Annotated in this window: 19 protein-coding genes and 7 pseudogenes; 12 read left to right on the forward strand and 14 right to left on the reverse strand. The window is 69.3% G+C overall.

Going from position 1 to position 25,503, the window contains the following annotated elements; translation table 11 throughout:
• Positions 1–48: 48 nt before the first annotated feature.
• A complete protein-coding gene (locus tag ACFVX4_RS29920; RefSeq protein WP_389982975.1) occupies positions 49–657 on the reverse strand; it encodes a hypothetical protein in 609 nt (202 codons plus the stop codon).
• A 224-nt stretch (positions 658–881) separates the two neighbouring features.
• Positions 882–1,379 carry a DUF6643 family protein gene (locus ACFVX4_RS29925; RefSeq protein WP_389982978.1) on the reverse strand — a complete coding sequence of 166 codons (498 nt, stop codon included), beginning with the start codon at positions 1,377–1,379 and terminating at the stop codon, positions 882–884.
• 723 nt (positions 1,380–2,102) lie between these two features.
• Between ACFVX4_RS29925 and ACFVX4_RS29930 the strand changes: the two are divergent.
• Positions 2,103–2,977, forward strand: a pseudogene (locus ACFVX4_RS29930) (carbohydrate kinase family protein).
• Positions 2,978–3,032: 55 nt separating this feature from the next.
• Here ACFVX4_RS29930 and ACFVX4_RS29935 read toward each other — a convergent pair.
• On the reverse strand, positions 3,033–3,221 hold the full coding sequence (locus ACFVX4_RS29935) for a hypothetical protein (protein ID WP_389982981.1): 189 nt from the start codon (positions 3,219–3,221) through the stop codon (positions 3,033–3,035).
• 42 nt (positions 3,222–3,263) lie between these two features.
• Between ACFVX4_RS29935 and ACFVX4_RS29940 the strand changes: the two genes are divergently transcribed.
• Positions 3,264–3,680, forward strand: coding sequence for a hypothetical protein (locus ACFVX4_RS29940; protein ID WP_389982984.1), 417 nt, complete (start codon positions 3,264–3,266; stop codon positions 3,678–3,680).
• 238 nt (positions 3,681–3,918) lie between these two features.
• Positions 3,919–5,009: pseudogene (locus ACFVX4_RS29945) on the forward strand (hypothetical protein).
• Positions 5,010–5,137: 128 nt separating this feature from the next.
• Here the strand turns inward: ACFVX4_RS29945 and ACFVX4_RS29950 are convergent.
• Positions 5,138–5,522: pseudogene (locus ACFVX4_RS29950) on the reverse strand (IS982 family transposase); the annotation flags it as partial.
• 399 nt (positions 5,523–5,921) lie between these two features.
• Between ACFVX4_RS29950 and ACFVX4_RS29955 the strand changes: the two are divergent.
• Complete coding sequence (locus ACFVX4_RS29955) at positions 5,922–6,071, forward strand: hypothetical protein (protein ID WP_389982987.1); 150 nt, start codon at positions 5,922–5,924, stop codon at positions 6,069–6,071.
• A 114-nt stretch (positions 6,072–6,185) separates the two neighbouring features.
• On the opposite strand, the gene ACFVX4_RS29960 is transcribed toward ACFVX4_RS29955, so the two are convergent.
• Both ACFVX4_RS29960 and ACFVX4_RS29965 read right to left on the reverse strand, forming a co-directional pair.
• Complete coding sequence (locus ACFVX4_RS29960; protein ID WP_389982990.1) at positions 6,186–6,815, reverse strand: hypothetical protein; 630 nt, start codon at positions 6,813–6,815, stop codon at positions 6,186–6,188.
• On the reverse strand, positions 6,812–7,249 hold the full coding sequence (locus ACFVX4_RS29965) for a hypothetical protein (protein WP_389982993.1): 438 nt from the start codon (positions 7,247–7,249) through the stop codon (positions 6,812–6,814). The genes ACFVX4_RS29960 and ACFVX4_RS29965 overlap by 4 nt, the downstream gene beginning before the upstream one ends.
• Positions 7,250–7,589: 340 nt before the next feature.
• Here ACFVX4_RS29965 and ACFVX4_RS29970 point away from each other — a divergent pair, with 340 nt between their 5' ends.
• Both ACFVX4_RS29970 and ACFVX4_RS29975 read left to right on the forward strand, forming a co-directional pair.
• Positions 7,590–7,763, forward strand: coding sequence for a hypothetical protein (locus tag ACFVX4_RS29970; protein ID WP_389982996.1), 174 nt, complete (start codon positions 7,590–7,592; stop codon positions 7,761–7,763).
• Positions 7,764–8,257: 494 nt separating this feature from the next.
• Entirely contained in the window at positions 8,258–9,580 is a 1,323-nt protein-coding gene (locus ACFVX4_RS29975; protein WP_389982999.1) for a TerD family protein, read from the forward strand.
• Between the two features lie 52 nt (positions 9,581–9,632).
• Here the strand turns inward: ACFVX4_RS29975 and ACFVX4_RS29980 are convergent, their stop codons facing one another.
• A complete protein-coding gene (locus tag ACFVX4_RS29980) occupies positions 9,633–10,805 on the reverse strand; it encodes a glycosyltransferase (protein ID WP_389983002.1) in 1,173 nt (390 codons plus the stop codon).
• Between the two features lie 58 nt (positions 10,806–10,863).
• On the opposite strand from ACFVX4_RS29980, the gene ACFVX4_RS29985 reads away from it, so the two are divergent.
• The 4 genes from ACFVX4_RS29985 (at position 10,864) to ACFVX4_RS30000 (ending at position 14,487) form a co-directional block, all read left to right on the forward strand.
• On the forward strand, positions 10,864–11,649 hold the full coding sequence (locus ACFVX4_RS29985) for a glutamate racemase (RefSeq protein WP_389983005.1): 786 nt from the start codon (positions 10,864–10,866) through the stop codon (positions 11,647–11,649).
• Positions 11,650–11,708: 59 nt separating this feature from the next.
• A complete protein-coding gene (locus ACFVX4_RS29990) occupies positions 11,709–12,272 on the forward strand; it encodes a hypothetical protein (protein ID WP_389983008.1) in 564 nt (187 codons plus the stop codon).
• Positions 12,273–12,390: 118 nt separating this feature from the next.
• Entirely contained in the window at positions 12,391–13,977 is a 1,587-nt protein-coding gene (gene lnt / locus ACFVX4_RS29995) for an apolipoprotein N-acyltransferase (protein ID WP_389983011.1), read from the forward strand.
• A gap of 30 nt (positions 13,978–14,007) precedes the next feature.
• Entirely contained in the window at positions 14,008–14,487 is a 480-nt protein-coding gene (locus ACFVX4_RS30000) for an NUDIX domain-containing protein (protein ID WP_389983014.1), read from the forward strand.
• A 15-nt stretch (positions 14,488–14,502) separates the two neighbouring features.
• Here the strand turns inward: ACFVX4_RS30000 and ACFVX4_RS30005 are convergent.
• Positions 14,503–15,867: pseudogene (locus ACFVX4_RS30005) on the reverse strand (MFS transporter); the annotation flags it as partial.
• A gap of 1,019 nt (positions 15,868–16,886) precedes the next feature.
• Between ACFVX4_RS30005 and ACFVX4_RS30010 the strand changes: the two are divergent.
• Positions 16,887–17,144: pseudogene (locus tag ACFVX4_RS30010) on the forward strand (site-specific integrase); the annotation flags it as partial.
• Positions 17,145–18,231: 1,087 nt separating this feature from the next.
• Complete coding sequence (locus ACFVX4_RS30015) at positions 18,232–18,486, forward strand: hypothetical protein (protein ID WP_389983018.1); 255 nt, start codon at positions 18,232–18,234, stop codon at positions 18,484–18,486.
• A 741-nt stretch (positions 18,487–19,227) separates the two neighbouring features.
• On the opposite strand, the gene ACFVX4_RS30020 is transcribed toward ACFVX4_RS30015, so the two are convergent.
• From ACFVX4_RS30020 to ACFVX4_RS30045, 6 genes and pseudogenes are all read right to left on the reverse strand, one after another.
• Positions 19,228–19,887 carry a 4'-phosphopantetheinyl transferase gene (locus ACFVX4_RS30020; protein ID WP_389983021.1) on the reverse strand — a complete coding sequence of 220 codons (660 nt, stop codon included), beginning with the start codon at positions 19,885–19,887 and terminating at the stop codon, positions 19,228–19,230.
• An 11-nt stretch (positions 19,888–19,898) separates the two neighbouring features.
• Positions 19,899–20,479, reverse strand: a pseudogene (locus tag ACFVX4_RS30025) (metallophosphoesterase); the annotation flags it as partial.
• A gap of 54 nt (positions 20,480–20,533) precedes the next feature.
• A pseudogene (locus ACFVX4_RS30030) lies at positions 20,534–20,935 on the reverse strand (phosphotransferase family protein); the annotation flags it as partial.
• 159 nt (positions 20,936–21,094) lie between these two features.
• Positions 21,095–21,841 carry an alpha/beta fold hydrolase gene (locus ACFVX4_RS30035; protein WP_323180338.1) on the reverse strand — a complete coding sequence of 249 codons (747 nt, stop codon included), beginning with the start codon at positions 21,839–21,841 and terminating at the stop codon, positions 21,095–21,097.
• Between the two features lie 207 nt (positions 21,842–22,048).
• Complete coding sequence (locus ACFVX4_RS30040; protein WP_389983024.1) at positions 22,049–24,598, reverse strand: FtsX-like permease family protein; 2,550 nt, start codon at positions 24,596–24,598, stop codon at positions 22,049–22,051.
• Complete coding sequence (locus ACFVX4_RS30045) at positions 24,598–25,401, reverse strand: ABC transporter ATP-binding protein (RefSeq protein WP_389983028.1); 804 nt, start codon at positions 25,399–25,401, stop codon at positions 24,598–24,600. Before ACFVX4_RS30045 ends, ACFVX4_RS30040 begins: the two co-directional genes overlap by 1 nt.
• Positions 25,402–25,503 lie beyond the last annotated feature (102 nt).

Consider the following 25,503-nt stretch of genomic DNA (forward strand, 5'->3'; position numbering starts at 1 on the left):
CCACCGTAGCGCGCGCGGCGGGCGGGAGTTGCCCCGATCAGCAGCTGATCAGCTGCCGGTCCCGGTCCTGCCCCAGTCCGGACCGGTCTCGGCCCAGTCCCGGTCGATCCGGGTGTACCGCCCCCGCACCATGTGCCGGACGATCAGTTGTCGGACGCCCTCGATCAGTCCGAGGGTGAGCAGCATCGCCCCGAACCCGGCCAGCACGGCGTGGGCGCGGGCGGTCGGAGCGTCCATGGGGCGCGATACGGGGCGGCCGTCGAGGTCCGTCCAGATCTCCACTTCGGCACCGGGGCCGGTCTTCCGGGAGGAGGTCGTCACGGTGCCGCGCCGGTTCGTGCCGTCCGGGGCCTTCCAGCGCGCCACCACCGAGGTCTGCGAGCCGCGCTCCGAGGAAATCTCGGGATCGGCGACGACGCGCGCCGCTCGCGGTGACCGCCGCACCACGACCGCGGTGGTGGCATGACGTCCGGCCCGCTGGGCCCGTACCGATTTCTGCAGGGCGTCGTCGGTGTGCGCCCCGCACACCCAGCCCAGTGCCGGTGCCGCCAGCACCATGAGGAGCAACGCGACAAGAGCCACCCATGCCTCGCGCCGGTCAGTGGCGCGGCGCAGGGGATTGTGCCGCCAGCGCCACACACCCGTAACCGCTCGCACAGTCCTGCACCCCCTTCCGTATCCGTCTTAGCCTGATACGGCACGCTTCGCGCGCGGAAGGAGCGAAGAGAGAGCAACCTCACCCCGGTCAATGCACGGACCAGCCTCGTGAGTTCCCGTCCACCGGGCCGGACTGACGGCCCGTCCGGTGCGGGAACGCCGAAGTCGCCGTCGAGTCCCCATGGCTCGACGACGACTTCGCGCGACCGTGTGTGATCGTCGGCTCAGTACCCCCGGCCCTGGTAAGGGCGGTTGTACGGGTCCTCGTAGGGCGAGGGCGAGGGCGCCGGGGCCGGGCGCGGTGACGCCGGACGCATCGCCTCGTAACCCGTGCCCGGCGCGGGCCGCTGCTGTTGCTGCGGATGGGGCGCCTGATACCCGCCACGGGCCGCGGTCGGCTGCTGCGGGATGTACGGCGCCGGGGCGTGTTGCAACTGCGCGGGCTGCATCGGCGCGGGCTGCATCGGCGCGTAACCCTGCTGGGCCGGCGGCTGCTGGTAGCCGTACGACGGACCGGGTTGGGAAGGTGCCGCGGGAAGAGCCGGCAGCGCCGCCGGGAGCGCCGGCAGATAGCTGTTGCCGGTGTCATAGGCGGCAGGCACTCGGATCGGAGCGATCTGAGGGGTGCCCCGCTCCGCGACCAGGGAGTCGTAGATCGGAGTGTCGGGGAACGACGGTGCGGCGTAGTAGCCGCCGCCGTAGGTGGAGCGGGGGGAGGTCATGACACCTAAGTTAAGCCCACGATGTGCTGGTTGGGGAGTCCCAATCTTGGGGTCATCCGTTTTACGCTGGTTCTGTCCGCCTGACCTGCTAAGACATCGATAAAGCTTTCGTTGGTTGAGGGGGCTTTTTCGTTGGAGGGCCCTATCAGCACGCCTATGGAGAATTTCTTCGCCCCGCAAGATCTGGAACGGCGGTGGCCCCTTGCCTTACGTCCTCGTTCTGTTCAGCGAGTACACCCGCGCCCGCCACGAGCTACTCGCCGAGTACGGCGAAGCTCGGTGTGATCTCCGAGGAGTGGCCGTACTTCATGGTCCAGGGCTCTACCACGCGATCGACAGCATGCTCACGGGAGTCGACACGGTCGAGACGGCTCCGGTCATCCGTACCCTCAAACGCGCCGGATCCGTGGTGGGCAACCGGGGCGGACCGGGTGCCGGGCCGGCTGCGTGAGGCGGTGCGGACAGCGAGCGGCCACCACTCGTGGACCGTGTCGGCCTGTGTGTTCATCACCGATTCCGGACGACACGTAGCTGCACGCCCAAGTCCCCCCGTGCCGCCCCAGGTACCCGTGCCGCCCACGACAGCGGTGGCGGCAGACGGCTGCAGGCGGCTGCTCCTGTCCACGGCATACTGGGCTGTTGCGGGAACAGAAAGGCTCAGAGGTGACCCGACAGCACACGGAGTACGACGTCCTGGTTGTCGGAGGCGGTGGGGTGCACACCATCGTGCGGGTCGATGCCCTGCCCGTCCCGCTCGCCGACTCGGTCCATGTCGGGCCGATCGAGGAATGGCCGGGCCACACCGGAGGGAACGTGGCCCTCGGCGCCCGGGCGCCCGGGCGCTCGGACTTGAGGTCGCACTCCTGGACTGGATCGGCGACGACTGGATCGGTGCTCAGGTGCGCGAGCGACTGGCCGCGGGGGATGTGGAGTTTGCCCCGCTGATTTCCTCAGCGGGCAACCGCCGGGCAGTGAACCTGGTGGATGCGACCGGACGCCGGATGTCGTTCTACGATGCCCGCGACCCGGCCGATCTGAGTATGCCCCGGGATTTCTATCTGCCGAGGCTGCGGCGTACCCGTCACGTTCATCTGTCCATCATGAATTTCGCCCGTTTCCTCTACGACGACATCGAGGAGCTCGGCGTTCCCGTCTCCACGGACCTGCACGACTGGGACGGACTGGCAGACCATCACCGGGAGTTCGCACTCCGCTCCGATCTCGTCTTCCGCAGCGCGGCGGGCACGGGCGAAGGCACCTTCGCCCTGATGCGGGAGATCCTCCGTGAGGGCCGTGCTGACACCGTGGTCGACACGACGGGCTCGGGCGGCTCCCACGTACTCACCCGGGACGGCGGCTTCACCCCGCACCACATCCCGGCGACCACCCCACCCGCACCGGTGGTGGACTCCAACGGCGCCGGGGAGGCGCATGTCTGCGGCTTCCTGTACGGGAGACTTGCCGGCCGGGATCCACTGGAATGCGCCCGCCTGGGAGCCGTGGCGGGGGCGTATGCCTGCACCGCGCCGGGTTCCACCGCGCTTGTCCCTCAGGAAGTCCTGCTGGCGTCGGACCACGCCCGGAACGGGAGTTCGTAGTCCGTGCCGACCCGGAGCGCAGTCTTTTCGTCCACTACGCATCACGGCACCGCCTTCAGTTCCCCAGACTCCGAGCGGTGAGCCCTGCACGGCCGGCGAGTGCCGTCAACTCCTCGGCCTGCGCCGCGCGCAGACACACCACCGGGTAGCAGTCCGATTCGATGTCGAGGACGGCGAGCGCCGCGCCGACATCGCGATAGTGCCGGCCGCAGGCCGCCAGGAACTCGGCGGTCGGCAGGGACATCTCGTCGGCGTCGAACAGTCCGACGAGACCCGCAGCGGCGCCGTGGAGACCCGCCTGGACGACCTCGGTGAATGGATCCGGCAGATCCGCGCCCCGCCCCCAGGAAAGCCAGGTCACTTCCGGGGACTTCAACACCGACGGCAAGGAGGACGTAGCTGCCTTCTACGACGCGGGAAGTCGGCCGACGGCAAGTTCATCACGTCGCTCTTCACCCTCACCAGCAATGGCACCGACCTCGCCGCCCCTCGTGAAGTCTGGACCAGCACCGGCTCATTCAACTGGAACACGAGCGGACTGACGTCCGGCGACTACAACAAGGACGGCAAGCACGACATCGGCGTCCTCTACCGCACCGGAACCACTGCCGACGGCCGCCAGATCGACTCCCTGTTCACCTTCACCAGTACCGGCACCGACATCAAGGCACCGGTCAAGCACTGGACCGGCAGCGTCGTCTAACCGACAGGTTCTGTCGTCAAATGTCACGCCCACGCCCGTGCCGGCGGACAGCGCGGCGACCTGACACTTCACCTACCGCCCCGGCAGGCTGGCGGCTTGCTCATGCGATCATACGGGCGGCTCTCGATGGACCGGTGCACAGTCAACTGATCAGACGGCCGAGCCATCGAGCCATCGAGCCATCGAGCGGGAACGGGAGTGCGGTGTGAGCGGGGCTGGGGGGCAGGACGGGTCGTCCGTGTCCGAAGAGGAGTGGGAGCGCTTCCTCCGTGAATCGGTGACGGGTGCGGCCGGGGCCCCCGTGGAGCCGTCGGCGCGCGCCCGTGAGGTGGAGCGGCGGCTGCGGGAGCGCTCCGGGCAGCCGGAAGGCTGGCGTACGTACTCACCGGCCCGGCCCCGGCGCAGGACAGGCTGGTACGTGACCGGGCTGGTGGCGGTCGTGGCCCTCCTGGTCGTGGGGCTCTTCCCGCAGCAGGTCGTCGGCTGGTTCGGTGGCAACGACGGTGGGCAGGACGGGGCGCCGCTGGCCGCCGAGTCGGAAAGCCCGCGGGAGGCTACCGGCGCCGAGCGGGATCTGCCCCCTACGCTCGCCGAACCCTTCCGGGGTTCGCCTGCCGCCCGCTGGGCCGACGGAGCGGCAGGGATCACGGTGCCACCGGCCAAGGCGACGGGCTGGATGGACGCCGCCCAGGTCGAGCGGGCACTGTGGCAGAGCCGGGACTTCCTGGTGGCCGCAGGGCTCGACTCCCGCGTGCTGCGCGGCGAGCGGCCCACGAAGGCGATCGCGCTGCTGAACCCGCATCAGAAGGACATCCAGGAGTATCTCCGCACCGCCCTGTCGTCGACGGCGCCCACGGACAACACCGACCCGCTGCTGTTGTTCAGCCGCTTCCAACCGGAGCAGTCCCGGCTGGTCGGTGACGTGGTCAAGACACGCGGTCGGCTCACATACCAGGAGGGGAAACAGGGGCGGTCGAGGTGACGGCGGACGTCACCTTCGTATACCCGGTCACCCCGGCAGGCGACGGCGGGCGGGACGCCGAGGTCGTCCGTACGATCGTGCGGCGCCAGGTGGTGATGAGCTGGGACGACCCGGCCAAAGTCATCACCGAACCGGGCACGATGTCCCTCGTCTCGTACGCACTCGACATGACCAACGGCGGCTGCTCCGCCCCGACCGGCTACTTCGTGCCACCCTTCGGCACGGCCGACGAGCAGCCCGCCGGCGAGGCCCACCAGGTCGATCCGTACGACCGCAGCAAGCCGATCGACACGAGCAACGGCAGGGCGGCCACGGGCAACAGCTGCGCGACCGCCACCCGCTCCTAGACGAATGAATCCGATGTGTTCAGTGATCGAACGCAACCAGCGACCGCGTGATCGGGGCGCCGGTCTCGTGGTTACGCCAGATCGCGGCGGCCAAGGCGAGGATGCGCTGGGCGACCCGGACAGCGACGCCCTCGAAGGTCCGCCCGCCTGACCGTAGGTCGCGAACGCCCGCACTCCACAGGTGTCGAGTCTGCGATCCAGTGGTTGTCGAACCAGAAGTCCGCGTCCACCGCGAGCATCCGTATCGCCTTCTTGACCAGCGGCAGCGCGGCCTTGAGACGCTTGTTGTACCCGGACTGCTGCGTGGTACGGGAACATCACGGCGAGATTCTTGCGCGCGTACCGCAGCCACCGTGCTTCGGAGCGGAAGCTGAGTAGTGCCTGGGCCACGGCGAGCGTGACCAGTTCGGCATCGCTCAACTGCGGCGGGCGGCCCGTCCATCGCTCCGCCTCCAGCTCGTCATCGACCTTCACGTACAGTGCCGTCAGTAGGGTGTCCAGTTCATTCGTCACAGAACGAGTTTGGACACCCTCTTCGCGTGCCCCGAGGCACCGTCAGGCGGCGCCGCTACTCGGGCCCCCCGCTACTCGGGCCCCCCGCTTTTCCGGACCCCCGTGCGGCCAAACCGAAGACGAGACCACCGACCCGGAATCCCTGGCGTACAGGCGAGGGATTCGGTCTCGAAGGGGCGATTGAGGCGACCACGAAGGGCCCCGATACGTACCTTCCGCCGGGTCCTGACGCTGCGTTGGCTGCTCGCGCTCGACGCGTCCGCGCTGAGCGGCAGCTCGGGGTGCTGACCTGGGCGTCGAACGAGGCCGGTGATGACTTCCTGTGGCGGTGCTCAGGCGAGCCGGAGCAGTGGGGGGCGATCTTCCGGCCCGGGAGCCGTCGCCAGGACCACACACGACATGGGAATGGTCGAGTTCCTGCTGCGCCTGGTGCGGGGAGAGATCCGTCCGCCGGCCGGGGCCGAGCTCGACATGCCAGCCACGTTCGAATCATGGCGTGAAGAAGAACAGCGTCTGCTCGACGAGGACGGCGACCTTGAAGGCTTCTGATCGCCCTGCGCTCTCGCCGCTCCTCGGAGCGCATGCGGGCCGGGTGAACCGCACACCACCGTCGGGCCGGGCGTGGCCGGTTCCCGGCCCGTGTCGGAACGCGCTGCCCGGTTGTCACCAGGTGGTGAGGTCGACTGCGTGGAGGCAGTGAGGGTCGGTGTCGGGTGTCCAGCGCTCTTCCTCGCGCACGAGTGCCGGGAGTGCGGCAAGCAGGGCGGTCAGTGCGCCAGTGAGGCGTACGTCGGCGGCGATGAGACCGTCGGCTTCCTCGACCGCGACGTAGAGCCGCATGCTGTCCTGCCCGGTGACGAGGAAGCCGCACAGCGCCGGGCGCGGGGGTGTCTCGACGGCCGGCCAGGCCAGTGTCCGCAGGACGCGCAGTACCTGGTCCGTGCGTGCCGGTGGTGCTGGATCGACGACTGAGGTGTCCACCCGTACCAGTGCCATGCCCATCACGGACGCGTCCGGGGACGGTGGGCCGCCGGATGCGAGCGTGCGTGCCCAGCCCAGTGCCAGCGGAGCGGTGACCGGCTCGTCTTCGTCGTCCACGAGCGGTACCTCGTAGGCGACCAGCGCGTTCGGCGTCACGGCGTCGGTGGCGCCGGTCACGATCCGGACAGCGTCCCGCGTGGGTAGAACACCGCGCAGAAAGGTCCGGCCCGCGAGCGGTACAACGGTGTAGTCGAGGAGGAAGCGCGTGATGTACGCCTGCTGTTCGGCCCTCTCTGCGCACAGTCCGCTCACTCGTTGATCCAGTTCGGGCACTTGGTGACGCCCTTGCAGTAGGCCGTGATGACACCGATCTTCTTGCCCTTGCCCGCGTCGTACTCGCCGTCTGCGGTGCGGCGGGCATACTGCACGATGACCACGACATTGACCAGGTGGGTGTTGTTGCGGGCGACCCCGTAGTACTCCAGGCGCCCCCCGCTCCTCTTGTCCACTTTTCCGGCCAGAGCCGCGTCGACGACCCGGCACTTCCGGATGTTGTGCTTCCCCGAGAAGTGGTTCCAGCCGAGATCGCCGTTCCCGTACCGAGTGGGAATCACCCGCCCGTCGGGATCGGTCTCCTCGCACTTCGCCTTCTTGTTCCAGTACCGCTCCGCCGACGCATCGGACACAGGCCCACCAACGAGTGCGGCACCTGCGACTGTCGCGGCAATGACGCTGATCAGCTTCATGACCGGACCGTGCCACACCCCGGCCGGGCATGTGCCTTCTTCGCTACCAGAGTCCCCGGACGGATGACTCGGATCCGCACACGGAAGCCCGATCCGGCGGGCGGGCAACGTATCGGCGGGGCCGAGCCGAGCGCGGCAAGAAGGCGTCCAGGCGATGGGGTGAAGAAGCGGATCCGGCTGTTGCAGGAGAACGAGGTCCTGCGCCGCGCGGCGGCCTACCTGTCGCAGGCGAACCTGCCGGGAAAAGGCTCTACCCGCTCGTGAGAGAGCTCGCCGCCGACAAGATCCCTGTCGCGGTTGCGTGCCGGGTCCTGGGGCTTGCCCGTCAGCACTACTACCGGTGGATTCGTCGGCCGCCAGGGCCACCACCGCCGCGGTCCGCACCCACCTGGTCCACGTTCCGGCCCGGATCGCCCGCTCTGCCCGCCGCATCACCCTGCACCTGCCGCACAACTGGCCCTGGCAGCACGCCTGGACACACCTGTTCTCCACCGCCCACGGACCGGCCGGCTGAGAGGCTGTCGGGTGACCTCCAATCGGGCAGCCACGGTCTGGCACGCACGCTTCCCGCGTTGCCGAAATGCCCTAGTAGCTCCTTCCCCGAACTCTCAACTTCGTTCGAGCAGGGGAGACCCCATCCGAGGACATCCCGGCGCCTTGGAATCGCACGCACCAGACCGCGTCCGCTTTCCGATCGGAGGTCACCCGACAGCCTCTGATACGAACAGCCCCTGCCCGCCCCGCCCGCAAGGGCCCGACCGGAACCGAACCGTGGAAATGCTGGGCAGACCAACGGACACAACCTGCCCTCACCCGGCCATCCCACCCGAAGCCGATCAAAAGACCACTCTCAAACCACCTCGGTGGATCAAGGCTTAGATCGCGTAAAGGGCAAGTCCGCAGGAGGTTACCGGGGGATCGCGGGACCGGGACCGGACGTCCCCGACCCGTGTGACGGTCCGGGGGATTAGGTTGGCGGAGAAAAGTTTTCGGGCAGCCGGACTCGCGATGGGGGCGAGCATGACCATGCTAAAAGGAGCCAATGTTCCGGTGGCGGCTCAGGCCGTGCGGGTCGAATTGGGGTGGCGCGCCTCCCCGGGGACACCGGATGTCGATGGCTCGGCGCTCCTTCTCGTGTCGGGAAAGGTGCGCAGCGACGCCGACTTCGTCTTTTACAACCAGCCCTCCCACGCATCCGGTGCGGTGCGCCACGAGGGCAAGCGGACCGCCGGTGGCGGGATGACGGACAACCTCGCGGTCGACCTGGCCCGCGTCGAGCCGGCCATCGACCGCGTGGTCCTGGCGGCCTCCGCGGACGGCGGCACCTTCGGCCGGGTGGCCGGGCTGTACGTACGGATCACGGACGCGGCGAGCGGCCGGGAGATCGCGCGCTTCGACAGCGCGGACGCGACGGTCGAGACCGCGTTCATTCTCGGGGAGCTCTACCGGCGCCAGGGCGCCTGGAAATTCCGCGCCGTCGGCCAGGGATACGACACCGGCCTCGAAGGCCTCGCGACCGACTTCGGCATTTCCGTCGATGAACCACAGCAGGCCCAGCGGACTCAGCCGTATCACCAGCCCCAGACGCCCCAACAGCCTGTGAGCGCAACGCGGGTCGACCGCCTGCCACCGGTCCCGCCCGCACCGCCGACGGCACCGCCGGCACCGTCCGGACCCCCTGCCACCGCGCCCGTCCGCCTGTCCAAGGTGACACTCACCAAGGACGCGCCGTCGGTCTCCCTCGCCAAACAGGGCGGCACTTCGGGAGCGCTTCGCGTCAATCTCAACTGGGAAGTGCGCAAACAGTTCAAGGGCTGGGGAAGCAAACTCGGCAGAGCGGTCGCCAACCACTCGGACCTCGATCTCGATCTCTGCGCTCTCTACGAACTGACCGACGGCCGCAAGGGAGTCGTGCAGGCGCTGGGAAACGCGTTCGGCGCACTCCAGCACCCTCCTTATATCCATCTCGACGGGGACGACCGCACCGGCGCCGTCGCCACCGGCGAGAACCTCACCGTCAACCTCGACCACAAGAACAAGCTCCGACGCGTCCTGATCTTCGTCACCATCTATGAAGGCGCCCGGAGTTTCGCCGATCTCCACGCGACCGTCACTCTCCAGCCCCAGCACGGCGCACCGATCGACTTCTCGCTCGACGAATGCACCGTCCCGTCCACCGTCTGCGCACTGGCGCTCCTGACCAACAACGGGGGAGACCTCACGGTGCAGCGCGAGGCCCGCTATCTCGTCCCCGAGCGCGGAGTGAGTCCGCAGCGCACCATCGACTACGCCTACGGGTGGGGCATGGACTGGACGCCCGGCCGTAAATGACCCCCCGGCGGTCCGGCCGGCCCTGCGGCCGCCGGCCCACCGCCGGCTCCGCTCACCGGTCCGGCGCGGCCTCGGGACGGGCGTAGGTACGCCCCTTCCAGGCCGCGCCACGGCCCCGGTGGTGCTGCACCGCCGAATCGACCGTCATCAGCAGATAGAGCACCGCGGTGAACGGCAGCAGCGGCGCCTGCCACAGCGACTGCCGGTAGTAGCCCAGCATCGGCAGATACGTCCCGGTCATCACCGCCCACGCCGCGCCACCCGCCCAGCCGGCCACCGGATCACCGGTCAGCAGCCCGGTGACGAGCGCGACCGGCGGCACGAGATAGACCAGCGCGAGCCCCAGCACCGTCCCCAGCAGCAGCGGCGGACTGTGCCGCAACTGGGCGTACGCGCTCCGCGACACCATCCGCCACAGATCTGCCAGCCGCGGATACGGCCGCACGCTGTCCACCCGCTCGGCGAGCCCCAGCCAGATCCGCCCGCCGCTGCGCTGCACCGCCCGCGCCAGCGACACGTCGTCGATCACTGCCTGCCGGATCGACTCCGGCACCCGCGCCCGCTCCGCCGCCCCGGTCCGCAGCAGCACGCAGCCACCGGCCGCCGCGGCCGTCCGCGCACCCGCCCGGTTCACCCACCGGAACGGATAGAGCTGCGAGAAGAAGTACACGAAGGCCGGTACGACCAGCCGCTCCCAGACACTCGACACCCGCAGCCGGGCCATCTGCGAGACCAGGTCGAAGTCGCCCGACACGGCGGCGGCGACCAGCTCCCGCAGACTGTCCGGCTCGTGCGCGATGTCGGCGTCCGTCAGCAGCAGATAGTCCGGCTTCCGGGTCCGGGCCAGCGCGATCCCGTGCCGCACGGCCCAGAGCTTGCCCGTCCAGCCGGGCTCGGGCTCACCCGGCGACACCACCGTCACCGGCAGCCCTCCATGCCGTACGGACAGTGCACGGGCGACGTCCCCGGTCCCGTCCTTGCTGCAGTCGTCGACGAGGAAGATCTCCGCCCTCCCGGGATAGTCCTGAGCCAGCAGCGACGGCAGACTCACCGGCAGCATGTCGGCCTCGTCACGTGCGGGCACCACGATCGCGACGGACGGCCATCGGTCAGGGGCCTCCCGGCGCGGCAGCCGCTGGCCGGTCCGCCAGAAGAACCCTTGTCCCAGCAGCAGCCACACCCATGCGGCCAGCGAACCCACGGCGATCCAGGCAACGGCGCTCATTCGCCGCAGTCTGCCCCACCCGGACGGAACCGCAAGGGCGGTCGACTATGGTGACCGGGTGAAGATCGCGCTCATGGACTCAGGAATCGGCCTGCTCGCGGCAGCCGCCGCAGTACGCCGGCTGAGGCCCGACGCCGATCTGGTGCTCTCCTCCGACCCCGACGGCATGCCCTGGGGACCGCGTACGCCCGAGTACGTGACCGCCCACGCGCTCGACGTGGCCCGCGCGGCCGCCGCACACCGGCCGGACGCACTGATCGTCGCCTGCAACACGGCCTCCGTGCACGCCCTGCCGGCGCTCCGCGCCGCGCTCGAACCCACGCTGCCGGTCATCGGCACCGTCCCCGCCATCAAGCCGTCCGTCGCCGGTGGCGGCCCCGTCGCGATCTGGGCCACGCCCGCCACCACGGGCAGCCCGTACCAGCGCGGACTCATCGGCGAATTCGCCCGCTCCGTCGACGTCACCGAGGTCCCCTGCCCCGGCCTGGCCGACGCCGTGCAGAACGCCGACGAGAGCGCGATCGACCTGGCCATCGCCGCAGCCGCCGCCCTGACCCCGCGCGATGTCCGGGCCGTGGTCCTGGGCTGCACCCACTACGAACTGGTCGGCGAGCGCATCCGTGCCGCCGTGCGGCAGCCCGGTCTGCCGCCCGTCGCACTGCACGGATCCGCCGGTGCCGTCGCGGCCCAGGCACTACGCCGGATCGGGGCCGAACCCGCTCCGTCGGCCGAACCCTCCGCGGGTCTCGCCGTGCTCCTCAGCGGACGCCCCGCCGACCTGCCGAAAGCCGCTCTGGCCTACGCCGAGGGGGAGCTGCTGGGGGCCGTCAGCCCGGTCCGCTGACCCGTCGAGGGCCGTTGGACCCATCCCCGGCGTGCGGAAACTTAAGTACGCTGCTTGGCATGAGGGACCATCCCCGAGAACCCCGACACACCGGAGCCGAACCCCACTCCGCCGTCTGGATCGGCCGGGCCACCAACCGGGCCCAGTGGGTACTCGCGGCTGCGGGCGCGGCCTGTCTGGCGCTCGGCGTCCAGCTGGCCGTCAGCTCCAACTGGACCTCGGGGATCATCCCGCTGCTGATGTCCGTGATCGGCTGTGGCGCCGCCGGACTGCTCATGCTGTTCGGCACCCTCGCGTTCGTGAACGTGGTTGTCAGGATCGACGGGGACGCCCTGGAGGTGCGCTGCGGCCACATGGGTCTGCCGCGCCGCCGGATTCTGCTCACCCACGTGGTGGGTGCGGAGTTCGCACCCGAGGTCACCCCGCGCCAGTGGGGCGGCTGGGGCTACCGCTGGCGCCCCGAGCAGGGCACGGCCGTGGTGGTCCGCAGGGGCGAGGGCCTGGTGCTGCGGCTCGGCGACGGCAGGACGTTCACCATCACGGTCGACGACGCGGAGGCGGGCGTACGGTTCATCCGCGAGCGCCTGCACCTGCCCGCGACCGGCGCGACGGCCGGAGCCTGACGCCGGGACGACAGCGGGCCGGATCTGTGCGGGAAAGCGACGGAACGATCCGGTACGAAGGGTTCCACCACACGGGCGGGCTGCCGGACCCACAGCCGGCCACCGTAGACTCCGCCGGGTGAGCGCCACCATCACCCCAGTCGAAGCCGCGCAGCCGGCCTCATCCCCCGTGTCCCGGAAGCGACGCCTGGTACGGCCCGTCGCCGCCGTGATCGCGGGTGCACTGCTGTATCTGAGCTTCCCGCCGCGCCCCCTGTGGTGGCTGGTCCTGCCCGGTTTCGCCCTGCTCGGCTGGGTGCTGCACCGGCAACGGCTCCGCGCCGGGTTCGGACTCGGCCTCCTCGCCGGACTGGGCTTCATGCTGCCGCTGCTGCACTGGACCGGCGAGGAGGTCGGCCCGGTGCCGTGGCTGGCCCTCGCCGCCGCCGAGGCCGTGTTCATCGCGGTCGGCTGCATCGGGATCGCCGCCGTCAGCCGCCTCGCCTGGTGGCCGGTGTGGGCGGCCGCGGTCTGGACACTCGACGAGGCGGTCCGGGCCAGGGTCCCGTTCGGTGGCTTCCCCTGGGGGAAGATCGCATTCGGACAGGCGGACAGCGTGTTCCTGCCGCTCGCGGCCGTGGGAGGCACACCGCTGCTCTCCTTCGCGGTGGTGCTGTGCGGCTTCGGTCTCTGCGAAGCGGTACGCCAGTTCCGTGCCCACCGCCGTACGGGCAGGCTGCCGCGGGCGGCCGTCGCCGCCGCGGCGGCGACCGTCCTGGTACCCGTCGCAGGCGCCTTCGCCGCGCTGCCCCTCGTCGACGACTCGGCCGAGGACGGCACCGCGACCGTCGCCGCGATCCAGGGCAACGTGCCGCGGCTCGGACTCGACTTCAACTCCCAGCGCCGTGCCGTCCTGGACAACCATGTGCGTCGCACGGAGCAGCTCGCCCAGGAGGTGAAGGGGGGCAAGGTCCCGCAGCCCGATTTCGTCCTGTGGCCCGAGAACTCCTCCGACCTCGACCCGTACCGGAACGCCGACGCCCGGATCGTGATCGACGACGCGGTGAAGGCGATCGGCGTGCCCACCGTGATCGGGGCGGTGGTCGAGCCCGACACCGGGAATCTGCGCAACACCCTCATCCAGTGGGACCCGAAGAAGGGCCCGGTCGACACGTACGACAAGCGCCACATCCAGCCGTTCGGCGAGTACATGCCGATGCGTTCCATCGCGCGGATCTTCAGCTCGGACGTGGACCGCGTGCAGCGTGACTTCGGCCCGGGGAAGAAGGTCGGCGTCTTCGACCTGGCGGGGACGAACGTGGGGCTCGTGACCTGTTACGAGGCCGCGTTCGACGACGCCGTACGGGACACCGTCATGCACGGCGGCCAGCTGATCGCCGTACCCAGCAACAACGCCACCTTCGGGCGCAGCGAGATGACCTATCAGCAGCTGGCCATGTCCAGGGTGCGGGCGGTCGAGCACAGCAGGTCCGTCGTCGTCCCCGTCACCAGCGGGGTCAGCGCGGTCATCCGCCCGGACGGGACGGTCGTCCGGAAGACGAAGCTGTTCACTCCGGACGCGCTCGTCGACGAGGTGCCGCTGAGGTCCTCGCTGACGCCCGCGACCCGGATGGGCACGCTCCCCGAAGGTGTGCTCGCGCTGATCGCCGTGGCCGGGCTCGGCCTGGTCACCGTCCGTTCGGTACGCAGCCGGCGCAGCCGGTGACCCACCGGCTGCGCAACGTAGGGTCGCTCCATGGCTACTCCTGATTTCATCCGAGAGATCCGCGCCACCGCGGGCCAACAGCTGCTCCTGCTGCCCGGGGTCACCGCCATCGTCTTCGACGACGAGGGCAGAGTGCTGCTCGGCCGCCGTTCCGACACCGGAAAATGGTCGGTCATCGGCGGCATCTGCGAGCCGGGCGAGCAGCCGGCGGCGACGGCGGAGCGCGAGGTGTACGAAGAGACCGCCGTGCGCTGCGTGGCGGAGCGGGTGGTGCTCACACAGGCCCTGGAGCCCGTGCAGTACGCGAACGGCGACCGCTGCCAGTACCTCGACGTCACCTTCCGCTGCCGGGCGACCGGCGGCGAGGCACGCGTCAACGACGACGAGTCGCTGGACGTGGGCTGGTTCCCGGTGGACGCGCTGCCGCCGCTGGACGAGTTCGCGCTCTTCAGGATCAAGCAGTCCATGACCGATGAACCCACCTGGTTCGAACCCTCCGCCGAGCAGTAAGAACCCGTTGTCCGCCGACAGCGCCTCGGACGCGTCCGGGGCGGCCGCGGTTCCGTCGATGTCCGTGAGGTCCCGGTGCCTGGTCTCCCTGGCGCAGCCGACCGCCAGCAGGGTGATGAGCGCCGCGGCGATGACGTACAGCGAGATGGGCGTCGAGCTGTGGAAGTCCGCGAGCAGCGCGGTGGCGATGAGCGGCGCCGGAGCACCGGCCGCGACCGAGGAGAACTGCGCCCCGATCGACGCGCCCGAGTACCGCATCCGGGTCGCGAACATCTCCGAGAAGAAGGCCGCCTGCGGTGCGTACATCGCCCCGTGGAAGATGAGCCCGACGGTGACGGCGAGCAGCACGCTTCCGAAGTTCCGTGTGTCGATCAGCGCGAAGAACGGGAACGTCCACAGCCCGACACCGATCGCGCCGACCAGATAGACCGGCTTGCGCCCGACCCGGTCCGACAGCGCGCCCCACATCGGGATGACAGCGAAGTGGACGGCCGAGGCGATGAGCACCGCGTTGAGCGCCGTCTGCTTGCTCAGATCCGCCGCCGTGGTCGCGTAAACGAGCACGAACGCCGTGATGACGTAGTAGCTGATGTTCTCCGCCATCCTGGCGCCCATGGCGATCAGCACATCGCGCCAGTGATGTCGCAGCACGGCGACGATCGGCATCTTCTCCGTCGTCCCGGCAGCGGACCTGCGCTCCTCGGCCTGCGCCAGCGCGGCCTTGAAGACCGGTGACTCGTCGACGGAGAGACGAATCCACAGACCGATGACCACCAGGACACCGGAGAGCAGGAAGGGGATGCGCCAGCCCCACGCCCCGAAGGCGGACTCCGACATCAGCGCGGTGAGCGCGGACAGCACCCCGGTGGCGAGCAACTGCCCGGCCGGCGCACCCGTTTGAGGCCAGGAGGCCCAGAAACCGCGCCGCTCGGCGTCCCCGTGCTCCGACACCAGCAGCACGGCCCCGCCCCACTCACCCCCGAGCGCGAAGCCCTGCACCAGCCGCAGGACGGTGAGCAGCACGGGGGCGGCGGCCCCGACCGTGGCATGCGTCGGCAGCAGTCCGATGGCGAACGTCGCTCCGCCCATCATCAGCAGACTGAGCACCAGCAGCTTCTTGCGGCCGAGCCGGTCGCCGTAGTGCCCGAACACCAGGGCACCGAGCGGCCGGGCGGCGAAGCCGACCGCGTACGTGAGGAAGGACAGCAGCGTGCCGACGAGCGGGTCGGACTCGGGGAAGAACAGCTTGTTGAAGACCAGCGCGGCGGCCGACCCGTACAGGAAGAAGTCGTACCACTCGATGGTGGTGCCGATGAGGCTTGCGGCGACGATGCGCTTGAGTGAGCGGGTGGTCGGTGGGGCGGATGCCGAGGCAGCCATGAACACCACTTCCGGACGTTGGCGGGGACGGTTTCGTGTCGCCACACCGTAGGAATGGGCAGGTCAGAGGCACATGTGGCGGGACACCATAGTTCTCGGGTCGGGTGTGCGCGGGGCCACCATGACAGGCACGTCGAGACTGCTTCGAGGACCGTATTGAAGGCCGGCAGGCGCCTGTCAGGATTGCGCTATTAGGCATGGTTTATTGCCCTGGTGTTGACTCCCGTGCTGGTTTGGTGCTGACCTGAAACCGCATGTCAGCACCCCTGATCACCTGTCCCGTGCTGACTTGGTGCTGACTACGCAGCGTTGAACTTCGGCATTCGGGGCGGATCGGGCGGGTAGTGTTCTCCCCTTCCGCGCGCCTGCGGTCAGGCCTGGCGGGTTTCCGCGGAGCCGGCCATGGTTGGTGGCACGTGGTCCCGCACCGGCAGGCCCTCGCACCGTGAAACCCATACATGGGCGGCCGGATGAACCCACGCGACCACACGCATGCCTCGCCAACCGCCGCTTCACCACCATCGACCCGGAACCCTCCACGGCCGGAACGCCCAACTCCTCGCCGTACGCCTATGTCAACAACGCCCCCCAACCAGTCCGCCCCCTCCAGCCGCCGCCTCCTGTGCTTCTCCGCAGTAATCGGCGAACCGTCGCCACGCGGTGTGAGACCAACGCGGCTGGTTACCGGAGCCACCAAGCAGCCGGGCAGCGGCAGCGCATCGGACAGGCCATCGACTACGCCGACGTCCCCCGCGACGACATCGCCCCCGTCCTTGCGGAACTCGTGCGCCAGCCCGGCATCCGCCGCCGCATTCTCGAACTCACCGCAGGACCCACCCCCATCTCGGACGCCGTTGCCTGCGCAGTTGCAGTTGCAGTTGCAGTTGCAGTTGCAGTTGCAGTTGCAGTTGCAGCTCCAGGTCGCAGGTTCCGTGGTGGCCGATGCCCGTCATGTCCCCCGTGAAGCCGGGGATGAGGTCGACCTCTTTCGGGGCGGCTTTGAGGTAGACGAGTGTGCGAAGCCGCGGCAGTGGCTGGCGGAGCGCAGGGATGGCTTCCATGTGCTGAGGCACACGTACACCTCGATCGTCCTTGAGGGTGGGGAGTCCGTGGTGACACTGGCCAGGTGGCTGGGGCACTCGTCTGCAACCATCACGCTGGACCACTATGCCCACTTCGTGCCGGAGGCGCGTTGCCCGATCGACAGTCTGCTCGATGGTCAGGCCAATGGAGACATGGTTCCAAACTCCGCAGATTTTCCCCCGGCTCGTCCGTGAGCGCGCTATCTGCGCGTCTGCACGTGTTCAAGTGACAAGGATTCAGGGCATGCTCACTGCTTGTCCCAGTCTTCAGGGCACCTTTGTCATGGAGGCCCCTAGCGCAGGGCGCTGACCTGCTGATTCGTCGCCAAGGGTGGTGCTGACCTGCGGTGATTCATCTTTCGTCGCCTTTCAGTGTCGTATGGGTTTGTGCAGCTCAAACTCCCCACGAGCTCCCCGCCTCGCCCGGGGACTCCCCAGCCGCTCCCCAGGGGGAGCGGCTGGGGAGTCCCCGGGCGAGGCGCTCAAGCTCAGGACCGGTGTTGGACGCATCAATAGCTCGCACATATCCTCCTTGGCAACAATATTATAATGGGCCTGAGTGCAACGACGTTCAGGCTCAGCCGGGTTGGGCGTGGCTGTATACAACGTCGGCCGGGCGCGTTCTCCGAGTACCGGGTGCGAGCCGTCAGCAGGTTACGGCGAGAGCCCGGTACGGTGCGACATCCCGCGAAGTCCGTGGCCTGCCGGCGCCCTCACCGTCGGTGCCGAATTCGGGACTTGCGGTAATTGTTTCGCGGCGATGGAACCTTCAACGGATCGGCACCGTCCGGGCCCACCGCCGGTGCTGCCTGCCACCGCGCCGTATTCCCGCGTCCAGGGCCGCCGCCGGTCCGGCTGCCGCGGTGGCAGGACTTTCGTCATCGCGGCGGCACCGAACTGTTCAAGAATTAGTCAACTACGGGCGGATTGCCCGGCTGCCCGGGGCCGGCGGAAGTGGCGGGGGCATGGTGCGGGCTGCGGGATCACGGGGCGGTCAACGGGGACGCGGCCCGGCCGGCCTTTCGACTTTTACTATTCCTATGTTATTCGCTGACGCGGAGCAAGTAATACGTGATCAGGGGCAGTCTTAGCGGCGGGTTGACGACGACGGTTCCCCAGAAATCCCCCTGTTTTGTTCGACATTTCCTGGCCTTCGTTCATAGGGGGTTGTGTGGATTGGCGCGCAAGTATTTTGCTATGTGCCGCTCTTCCGGCGCGGTTCACTGCGCCGTAGCCGAGCCGGCGCTGCCGGCTCTTTCATCAGGTGGCACGAGGGACCCGCATGACCGAACCGGCAACAAGCGACTTCTCCCGCCCTGTCTTCCTGAGCGAATGGCACATGCCCGCTCAGCCGAGCGACTCCATGATGGTCATTCAGCTCTTCGTCCAGGGCTGGGGTGCGATCGACCCGGATGCGTTGCGCGGCGCCGTGGCCCGAGCGGACGACGCCTGCCCGGGTTCCCGGCAACGGCGGGACGGCCGCCGCTGGGTGGACAGCGGGCTCGCACCCGAAGTCCGGGTCATCGACTCACGCTGACGCCCGACCTTCCGGAGTTCATCACCGAGCACAGCTACCCCCGACTGCTGGACCGCGAGCGCACGGAGGTGTCGGCGGTTCACTGGGCCACTGGGCCTCTGCTTTCTTAGGAAGATCTTGGTCGATCCCCTGGATAGCAGAGGCCTCTCCCATATCTCGCCCCCCTTGACACCGCCGCTGAGCTCCTAACTTCGTGGCATTGGTCCAGCAACTGCCGGTGACAGTAGCCATCGGGCCGCCCGCCCCGGCCCTGAAGCCAGGCCGGCACCGGCAACAACGGCCGGACCTCCGCCCAATCCGCGTCCGTCATGTCCGACGGATACCGGCGAACCCGATCGGGATGATCGGCCGCGTCGCCGTACACGTGCGCGAGGCAATCGCACGACACGGCGGGCGAGTTGAAGGCAACGGGCTCGGGCGCGTACAACAACGACAACAGGGCCCGGGACAACTCAGCCTCCTGCGACAGCATGCCCGTGAGGGTTCCCCGGCCTCGAGTCTCGCCGCGACCTCGGCCAACTCCGCCCGCAGCCGCTCAACTCGCTCGCGGCAGGCCAGCTCCGTGGCCTCCAGACGCTCCACCCGGCCACCCTCGGCAACACCGCGACCGTAGAGGCCAGCCACCCCCACCGCAGGCAGATCCCTCTACGCAACTACGCAGAGTGCTCCCTCAAGACGGACCGCACCGAATGGGGTTCGCCTATCCAGCCAGGGCGAGGACGAGCGGGAGTACCTGGTCGGTCAGCGAGGTGCCGTCGCGACAGCGGTGACGACCAGTCCGTTTCCGACCAGCCAACGGCCGTTCATCAGGTCCGGGGCCGACTGCCGACCGAGACTCCGGACCGGGGGCTTCGTCAGTAGCCGAGCAGTGAAGGTACCGGCCATTGGGTCGAAGCGCAGTTCTGCGTCAGAGAACCCCAGCCGTTGCCCGGTGTATGGGTACCACGCCTTGTATACGGACTCCTTCGCGCTGAACAGCATCCTGTCCCAGTGCCTGCCGGGTGGTGCGGATCGTATCCAAGCCTGCTCGGCAGGGCGGGCGATGGCCTCCAGGACTCCGTCTGGAAGTGGCGCATGCGGTTCGGCATCGATGCCAAGCATCGTCAGCTCCGTTCGGTATGCGATCGCCGCAGCCCGGTATCCGTCGCAATGGGTGAGGCTACCGACAACTGCGGCGGGCCAGCGCGGGGCACCGTGCAGGTCGGGCAGCACCGGCCCCGGCGGCAGCCCCAACCGGCTGAGGGCCCGTCGGGCGCAGTACCGGACCGTCGTGAACTCCTGGCGTCGCTTCTCCACCGAGTTACGAACAAGAGCCGCCTCCTCCGGATAGAGCTTCGCCTCCGGCGGATCACAGAAGGACTCAACGACTTCAACGCCGTCGGGCAGCAGTCGCCTCAGCATCTGGACCTCCCTCACGCCAGCGGGGCAGTCGGTAGGATACGGCGGGGTGGCGCGGTGCGCGGGTGGCCTAGCCTGCGCCACTCACGCGGATAGCCGACCGACACCTCCTCGAAGCGGACCCCGTCGTACACAGTAGTTCGGGGGATGCGCAGATGTCTGTAGGCCATCGCCGCGACCGTGAACCGCCGATGCCAGTCAGCCGTCCTTTCCGTGCCGCACCAGAGAGCGCACTCGGGATGGTGCAACACACGCGTCGGATCACGCACCAACGGATAGTGGTTGACCATCATGATGGGGGTCGCCGGATCCAGTGCAGCCAGCCGCACCTCGGGTTCCTTCACCCTGGCCTCGCACCACGCCTGCCGGCTCTCGTACGGATCGGCGTGCAGCAGGAACTCATCGCTGCACACCACCTCCCTCTCGTAGGTGGCCGCGAGCGCCCCCTCCCGGCTGAGCCCGGGCGCAGTGCGGAACGTGTAGTCGTACAGCAGGAAGAGCGGGGCCACAGTCACCGGCCTCTGCGGGCCCTGCCAGGCCGGATACGGGCCCTCGGGCGTCACGACACCCCCAGACTGCGGCAGAGCTCCGCGATCCCGCTCACCGCTTCGAAAGCTGTCTCGATGACCAGCCGCGCTTCCTCGGCATCGGTCAAGGTCTTCCCGTATCCAGCCAGAAATGCCTGGTAGAGATCGGGGCGATGGGCCCAGGCGTCGGACAGGCGGACCAGGTCCCGGACTGCGGGACCTGGCTCGCTTCTCTCGAGGTCGACCACCGCCAGGGAGCCCTTGCCGTCGTCGGGGCGCAGGATGTTGCGGAGCTGGAAATCGCCGTGGGTCTCCACCTGCTCCAGCACCGGCAGGAACTGGGCCTGGCGGACGAGTTCGCGGACGAACTCCTCATCCCCCGTGCCGTTCGGCCTTCCCGATGGCCGGGCCGCTGTCCTCGGGAGCGGGCCGCGGGGCAGAGGCCCGGTGGATACGAGGGCCAGCTCACCGATCCGGCGGAAGACAACGCGCTCCTGCCCAGGGGCAGTACAGCGCGCGGTCATAGAGCCCCCGGACCGGGGCCGGGGGACGCGTCCCGGAATGGGCTCGGTGTCATGCTGATCGACACGCTGTCCCCGCTGTGGAGCAAGCGCGCGAGCTCTGATCCGTCGGCAGGCACCGACCAGCCCAGCAGATCCCAACGCGGCGGAGTTTCGCCGGTATCAGCTGCTCAGGGACGCGATGTTCTCCCGTACCGCCTCAGTCACGGCCGCCGCATGGGAGTTGAGGTAGAAGTGCCCGCCGGAGAAGGTCCGCAGTTCGAACGGCGCGGTCGTGCGCTCGGCCCAGCCACGGGTCTCGTCGAGCGTCGCCATGGGGTCGTTGTCCCCGAGCAGCGCGAGAACCGGGCACGGCAGGGACGGACCCGGCTGGTAGCGGTACGTCTCCACGGCCTCGTAGTCCGCACGGATCACCGGCAGGAACAGGGCCCGCAGCTCGGGGTCCTGGAACATCCGCACGTCGCTGCCGCCCAGCCGCTCCATCTCGGCCACGATCCCCTGGTCGTCCCGCTTGTGCACGTCTTCGTGCCGCACGCTGGTCGGCGAACGGCGGCCGGAAACGACGACGGAGAGCGGGGCGGCGCCGTCACCCGCGAGCCGCCGCGCCACCTCGAAGGCGACCAGTGCGCCCATGCTGTGGCCGAGCAGCGTCAACGGCCGGTCCGCCCAGGGGCGCAGCGCCGTCGTGGCGTGCCGCGCCAACTCGTCGACGGAGCGCAGCAGAGGCTCGGTCCTGCGGTTCTGCCGGCCCGGGTACTGGACTGCCAGCACGTCGATTCCTGGCGACAGCGCGGCCGAGACAGGGTGAAAATAACTTGCCGCGCCGCCCGCGTACGGAAAGCAGACGAGCCGGTTCTTGGCGTCCGGAGCCGGGTGGAAGCGCTGGATCCAATCGCTCTTTTCCTGCACGCTGCTCGTCAACTCACTTGCCCCTCATACGTGTGTCGTCCACCGGTGAAGGTTCTCACCGGGCACGTGTCCGGCCAACCCCTAACCACCCCCACCTAGGGGTGGGAAGAAGGTGAGGCCCCACCGCCTGCAAGGCGGTGGGGCCCGGCCGGAGAGTCTTACGGGGGATGGACTTCCGGCCCTTCACTTTGGTTTTCAGGGGCTTCCCTACGCGGCGGTCGCCGCTTCCACCGGTCGGATCCTGGTGGCCCGCCAGGTGGGCAGCAGGGTCGCCGTGAAGGTGATCACCACCGCGCCGGTCACGACCGCGAGGTAGATCCACACCGGTACGGACGGGACCACCCGGTCCAGCTTGGCGACGCTGTAGGGGAAGAGCGTGACCGCGGCGGCGACCGTGCCGAGCAGCACACCGACGACGGCGGTCAGCACGCTCTCCACACTCATCATCGTCATGATCTGCCGCCGCGTGAAGCCGGTCAGCTGCTGGAGGCCGAACTCCCGGCGACGCCGGCCGGTGGCCGCGATCAGCGTGTTCACCACCGAGATCGCGGTGTATCCGACGATCATGCCGACCACCAGGTAGTTGATGGTGGCCAGTTGCTGCTGGCCCTCGGTGCGCCCGGCGACCAGCGCGGCGCTGTCGGTCACCTTGACCCCCGGCTGGTCCTTGACCAGCGCGGACAGTGCCGCGGTCACCTCGGTGGAGTCGCTTCCGGCGGCGTGGCGCACCAGGATCTGGCGCGCCGCCCCGTCGGTGGTGTGGGCGGCCAGCAGTTGGGCGGGCAGCAGCAGTGCTGCCGCGTCGCCCTCGGCCCGGTAGGTGGCAGCCACCTTCACCTTGACCGGAGTGCCGTCCCCGAGCCGCAGGGTGAGGGAATCACCGACACCGCGCCCGAGGGAAGCGGCGTGCTCGACGGGCAGCGCGACGCTGTTCCCGCGCAGGCCGCCGAACGAACCGGCCGCGGCTTGCACCGAGAGGTTCTTGGCGTCGCTGACACCCTGGAGCGGCCAGCCGTCGCTGGTCTGCTCGGCGTCCTCGGGGCTCTGCACGAACCCGGTACTGGTCACGTAGTCGGAGGCGGCGCCGACTCCCTGTACCTGCCGCACCCGGTCCAGGGTGCCGGGGGCCAGACCACCGGTCTCGGACGTCAGCACGTCGTCCGCCCGCAGGATCCCGGTGTGCGCGGAGCGGTTGGAGGCGTCCTCGATCTGCTGCATGTACAGCGTGCCCGTGGCGATGCCGGTCAGCAGGATGATCGGCGTGATGGTGGCGGCCATCCGGATCGTATGGGCCCGGGAGTTGAGCACCGCGAGCTGTCCCGGCAGTCCCGTGAGGGCACGCAGCGGGCCCTGGAGCAGCGCCACGATGGCCTTCGTGAAGCCGGGGGCGAGCAGCGCCAGGCCGATCGCCCACATGATGCAGGCCGGTCCCGCGGTACTGGCTGTCAGGTCGCCCTTCATCATGGTCATGGTCATCACGGCCATGCCGGCGCCGCCGACGAGGAAGAGCACGGACAGGACGACCCGGGTACGGGTCAGCCAGCGCCCCTCGATCGAGCTCTCCGCCAGCGCCTCGGTGGCCCGGGTCTTGGCGATCTTCCGGGCGGTGATGTACGCGGCACCGACGCCGGCCAGCAGCGAGGCGCCCACAGCCACCAGGGCCGGCACCACGCCGAGGTGGAACTCGACGGCCCCGGAGACCATTCCGGCGGAGACCAGCTTGTCGAAGATGAGCTCGCTGAGCAGCGCGCCGGGCAGGCAGCCCAGCACCGAGGCGACGGTCGCGACGACCAGCGTCTCGCCCAGGATCATGCGGCGCAGCTGCCGCGGGGTGGTGCCGATCGCCTTCATCAGGGCCATCTCGCGGTGCCGCTGCTGAATGGTCAGCCCCAGCGTGGAGGACGCCCCGAACATGGCGACCAGGATCGCCCAGCCGCCGAAGATCGCGGACAGCGTGACGAGGCTCTTCTGGCTGCTCGCGGCCTGCGGGAACTCGGCGAGCCCCCGGTTCTCGCCGGTCAGCATGACGGCCGCCTTGCCGTTCAGGGCGTGCTCGATCCTGCTGCCGAGCTCGGCGGTGTCGGTGCCCGCCTTGGGCAGCACACCGATCGCGTCCGCCGTGCCGGCCCGGCCGCTCAGCGCGCCGGCCTGCTCGTCGGTGAAGAACACCGCGGGCTGCGAAGCCGTACGGCCGCCTGCCTGCTTGACGATTCCGGCCAGCCGGAACTCCTGCGGCCGTCCGTCGGCCACGATCCGGACCCGGTCGCCGACGGAGGCGCCCGCCTGCCCGGCCAGCCCGGCGTCCAGCACCACATCACCGGCCGCACCGGGCCGGGCTCCCGAAATGAGGGTGTAAGGGGCCAGCTGAGCCGAGTCCCAGCCGTGGCCGAGCGGGCGGTGCTCAGTGCCGGTGGCAGTGTCGGACAGGTCGGTCACCGGGCGGCCGTCACGTACGACCGCCACCGGGAAGGACACGTCGGCGACGGCCTTGCCGACACCGGGCACCGCGGCGACGGCGTGTACCTGCGCCGCGTCGAGCCGGACCCGCTCGGACAGCTGGGCACCGTCGTACTTCTGGTCGCCGGCCACCACGAGGGGAGCCGCGGCCAGCCGCTGGGGCGGCACCGCGTCGCGGACGCCGCTCTCCATGAGGCCGCCGCAGGCCGTGATGAGGGCCGCGCCGAAGAACATGGCGATGAAGGTGGCCACGAATCCGCCCTTGCGGAACCGCAGCGTGCGCAGAGCCAGGGACAACATCAGTACGTGCCTCCGGCCGCGTTCGGCACATGCTGGCCGTAGGCCACGGGCTCTTCTTCGGCCCAGGCGCCCAGGCGAGTCATCCGCTCGGCGACCGCCTCGGCCGTCGGGTTGTAGATGTCGCCCACGAACCGGCCGTCGGCGAGGAACACCACCCGGTCCGCGTACGAGGCGGCCACGGGGTCGTGGGTGACCATCACGATGGTCTGCCCCAGCGACCGTACGGACTCCTGCATCAGCCGCAGCACCTCACGGGCGGTGCGGGTGTCCAGCGCACCGGTCGGCTCGTCGGCGAAGACCACCGCGGGCCCGGTGACCAGCGCGCGGGCGATCGCCACGCGCTGCTGCTGGCCGCCGGACAGTTCGGCGGGACGGCTTCCGGTACGATCGCCGAGCCCCACACGATTGATCACCTTGGTCACTTGGGCCCGGTCGGGGCGCCGGCCGGCGAGTTTCAGCGGAAGCGTGACGTTCTGCAGCACCGAAAGGGCGGGCAGCAGATTGAAGGCCTGGAAAATGAAGCCGATGCGCTCGCGCCGCATCTTGGTCAGCGTCGTCTCGTCGTAGCCACTGAGATCTTCGCCGTCCAGCAGGACGGTGCCGGAAGTCGGCCGGTCCAGCCCCGCCGCGCAGTGCAGGAAGGTGCTCTTGCCCGAACCCGACGGGCCCATCACGGCGGTGAAGCTGCCGCGCTGGAAACTCAGGCTGACGCCGTCGAGCGCGGTCACGGCATTGGCGCCCTCGCCATAGACCTTGCGAACGGCGTCGAGCCGTACTGTGTCGTCGACTGCGGTGGTGTCCATTCAAAGCTCCCAGTGCCTGTCGCGAGGGGGACGCGATCACGACAACCACGCTACGGACGGGAAGAGCGACGACCGATGGGTCTGTGTCCACAAGGGGGGTAG

The sequence above is a fragment of the Streptomyces sp. NPDC058240 genome, assembly GCF_042882135.1.
Lineage (GTDB): Bacteria > Actinomycetota > Actinomycetes > Streptomycetales > Streptomycetaceae > Streptomyces.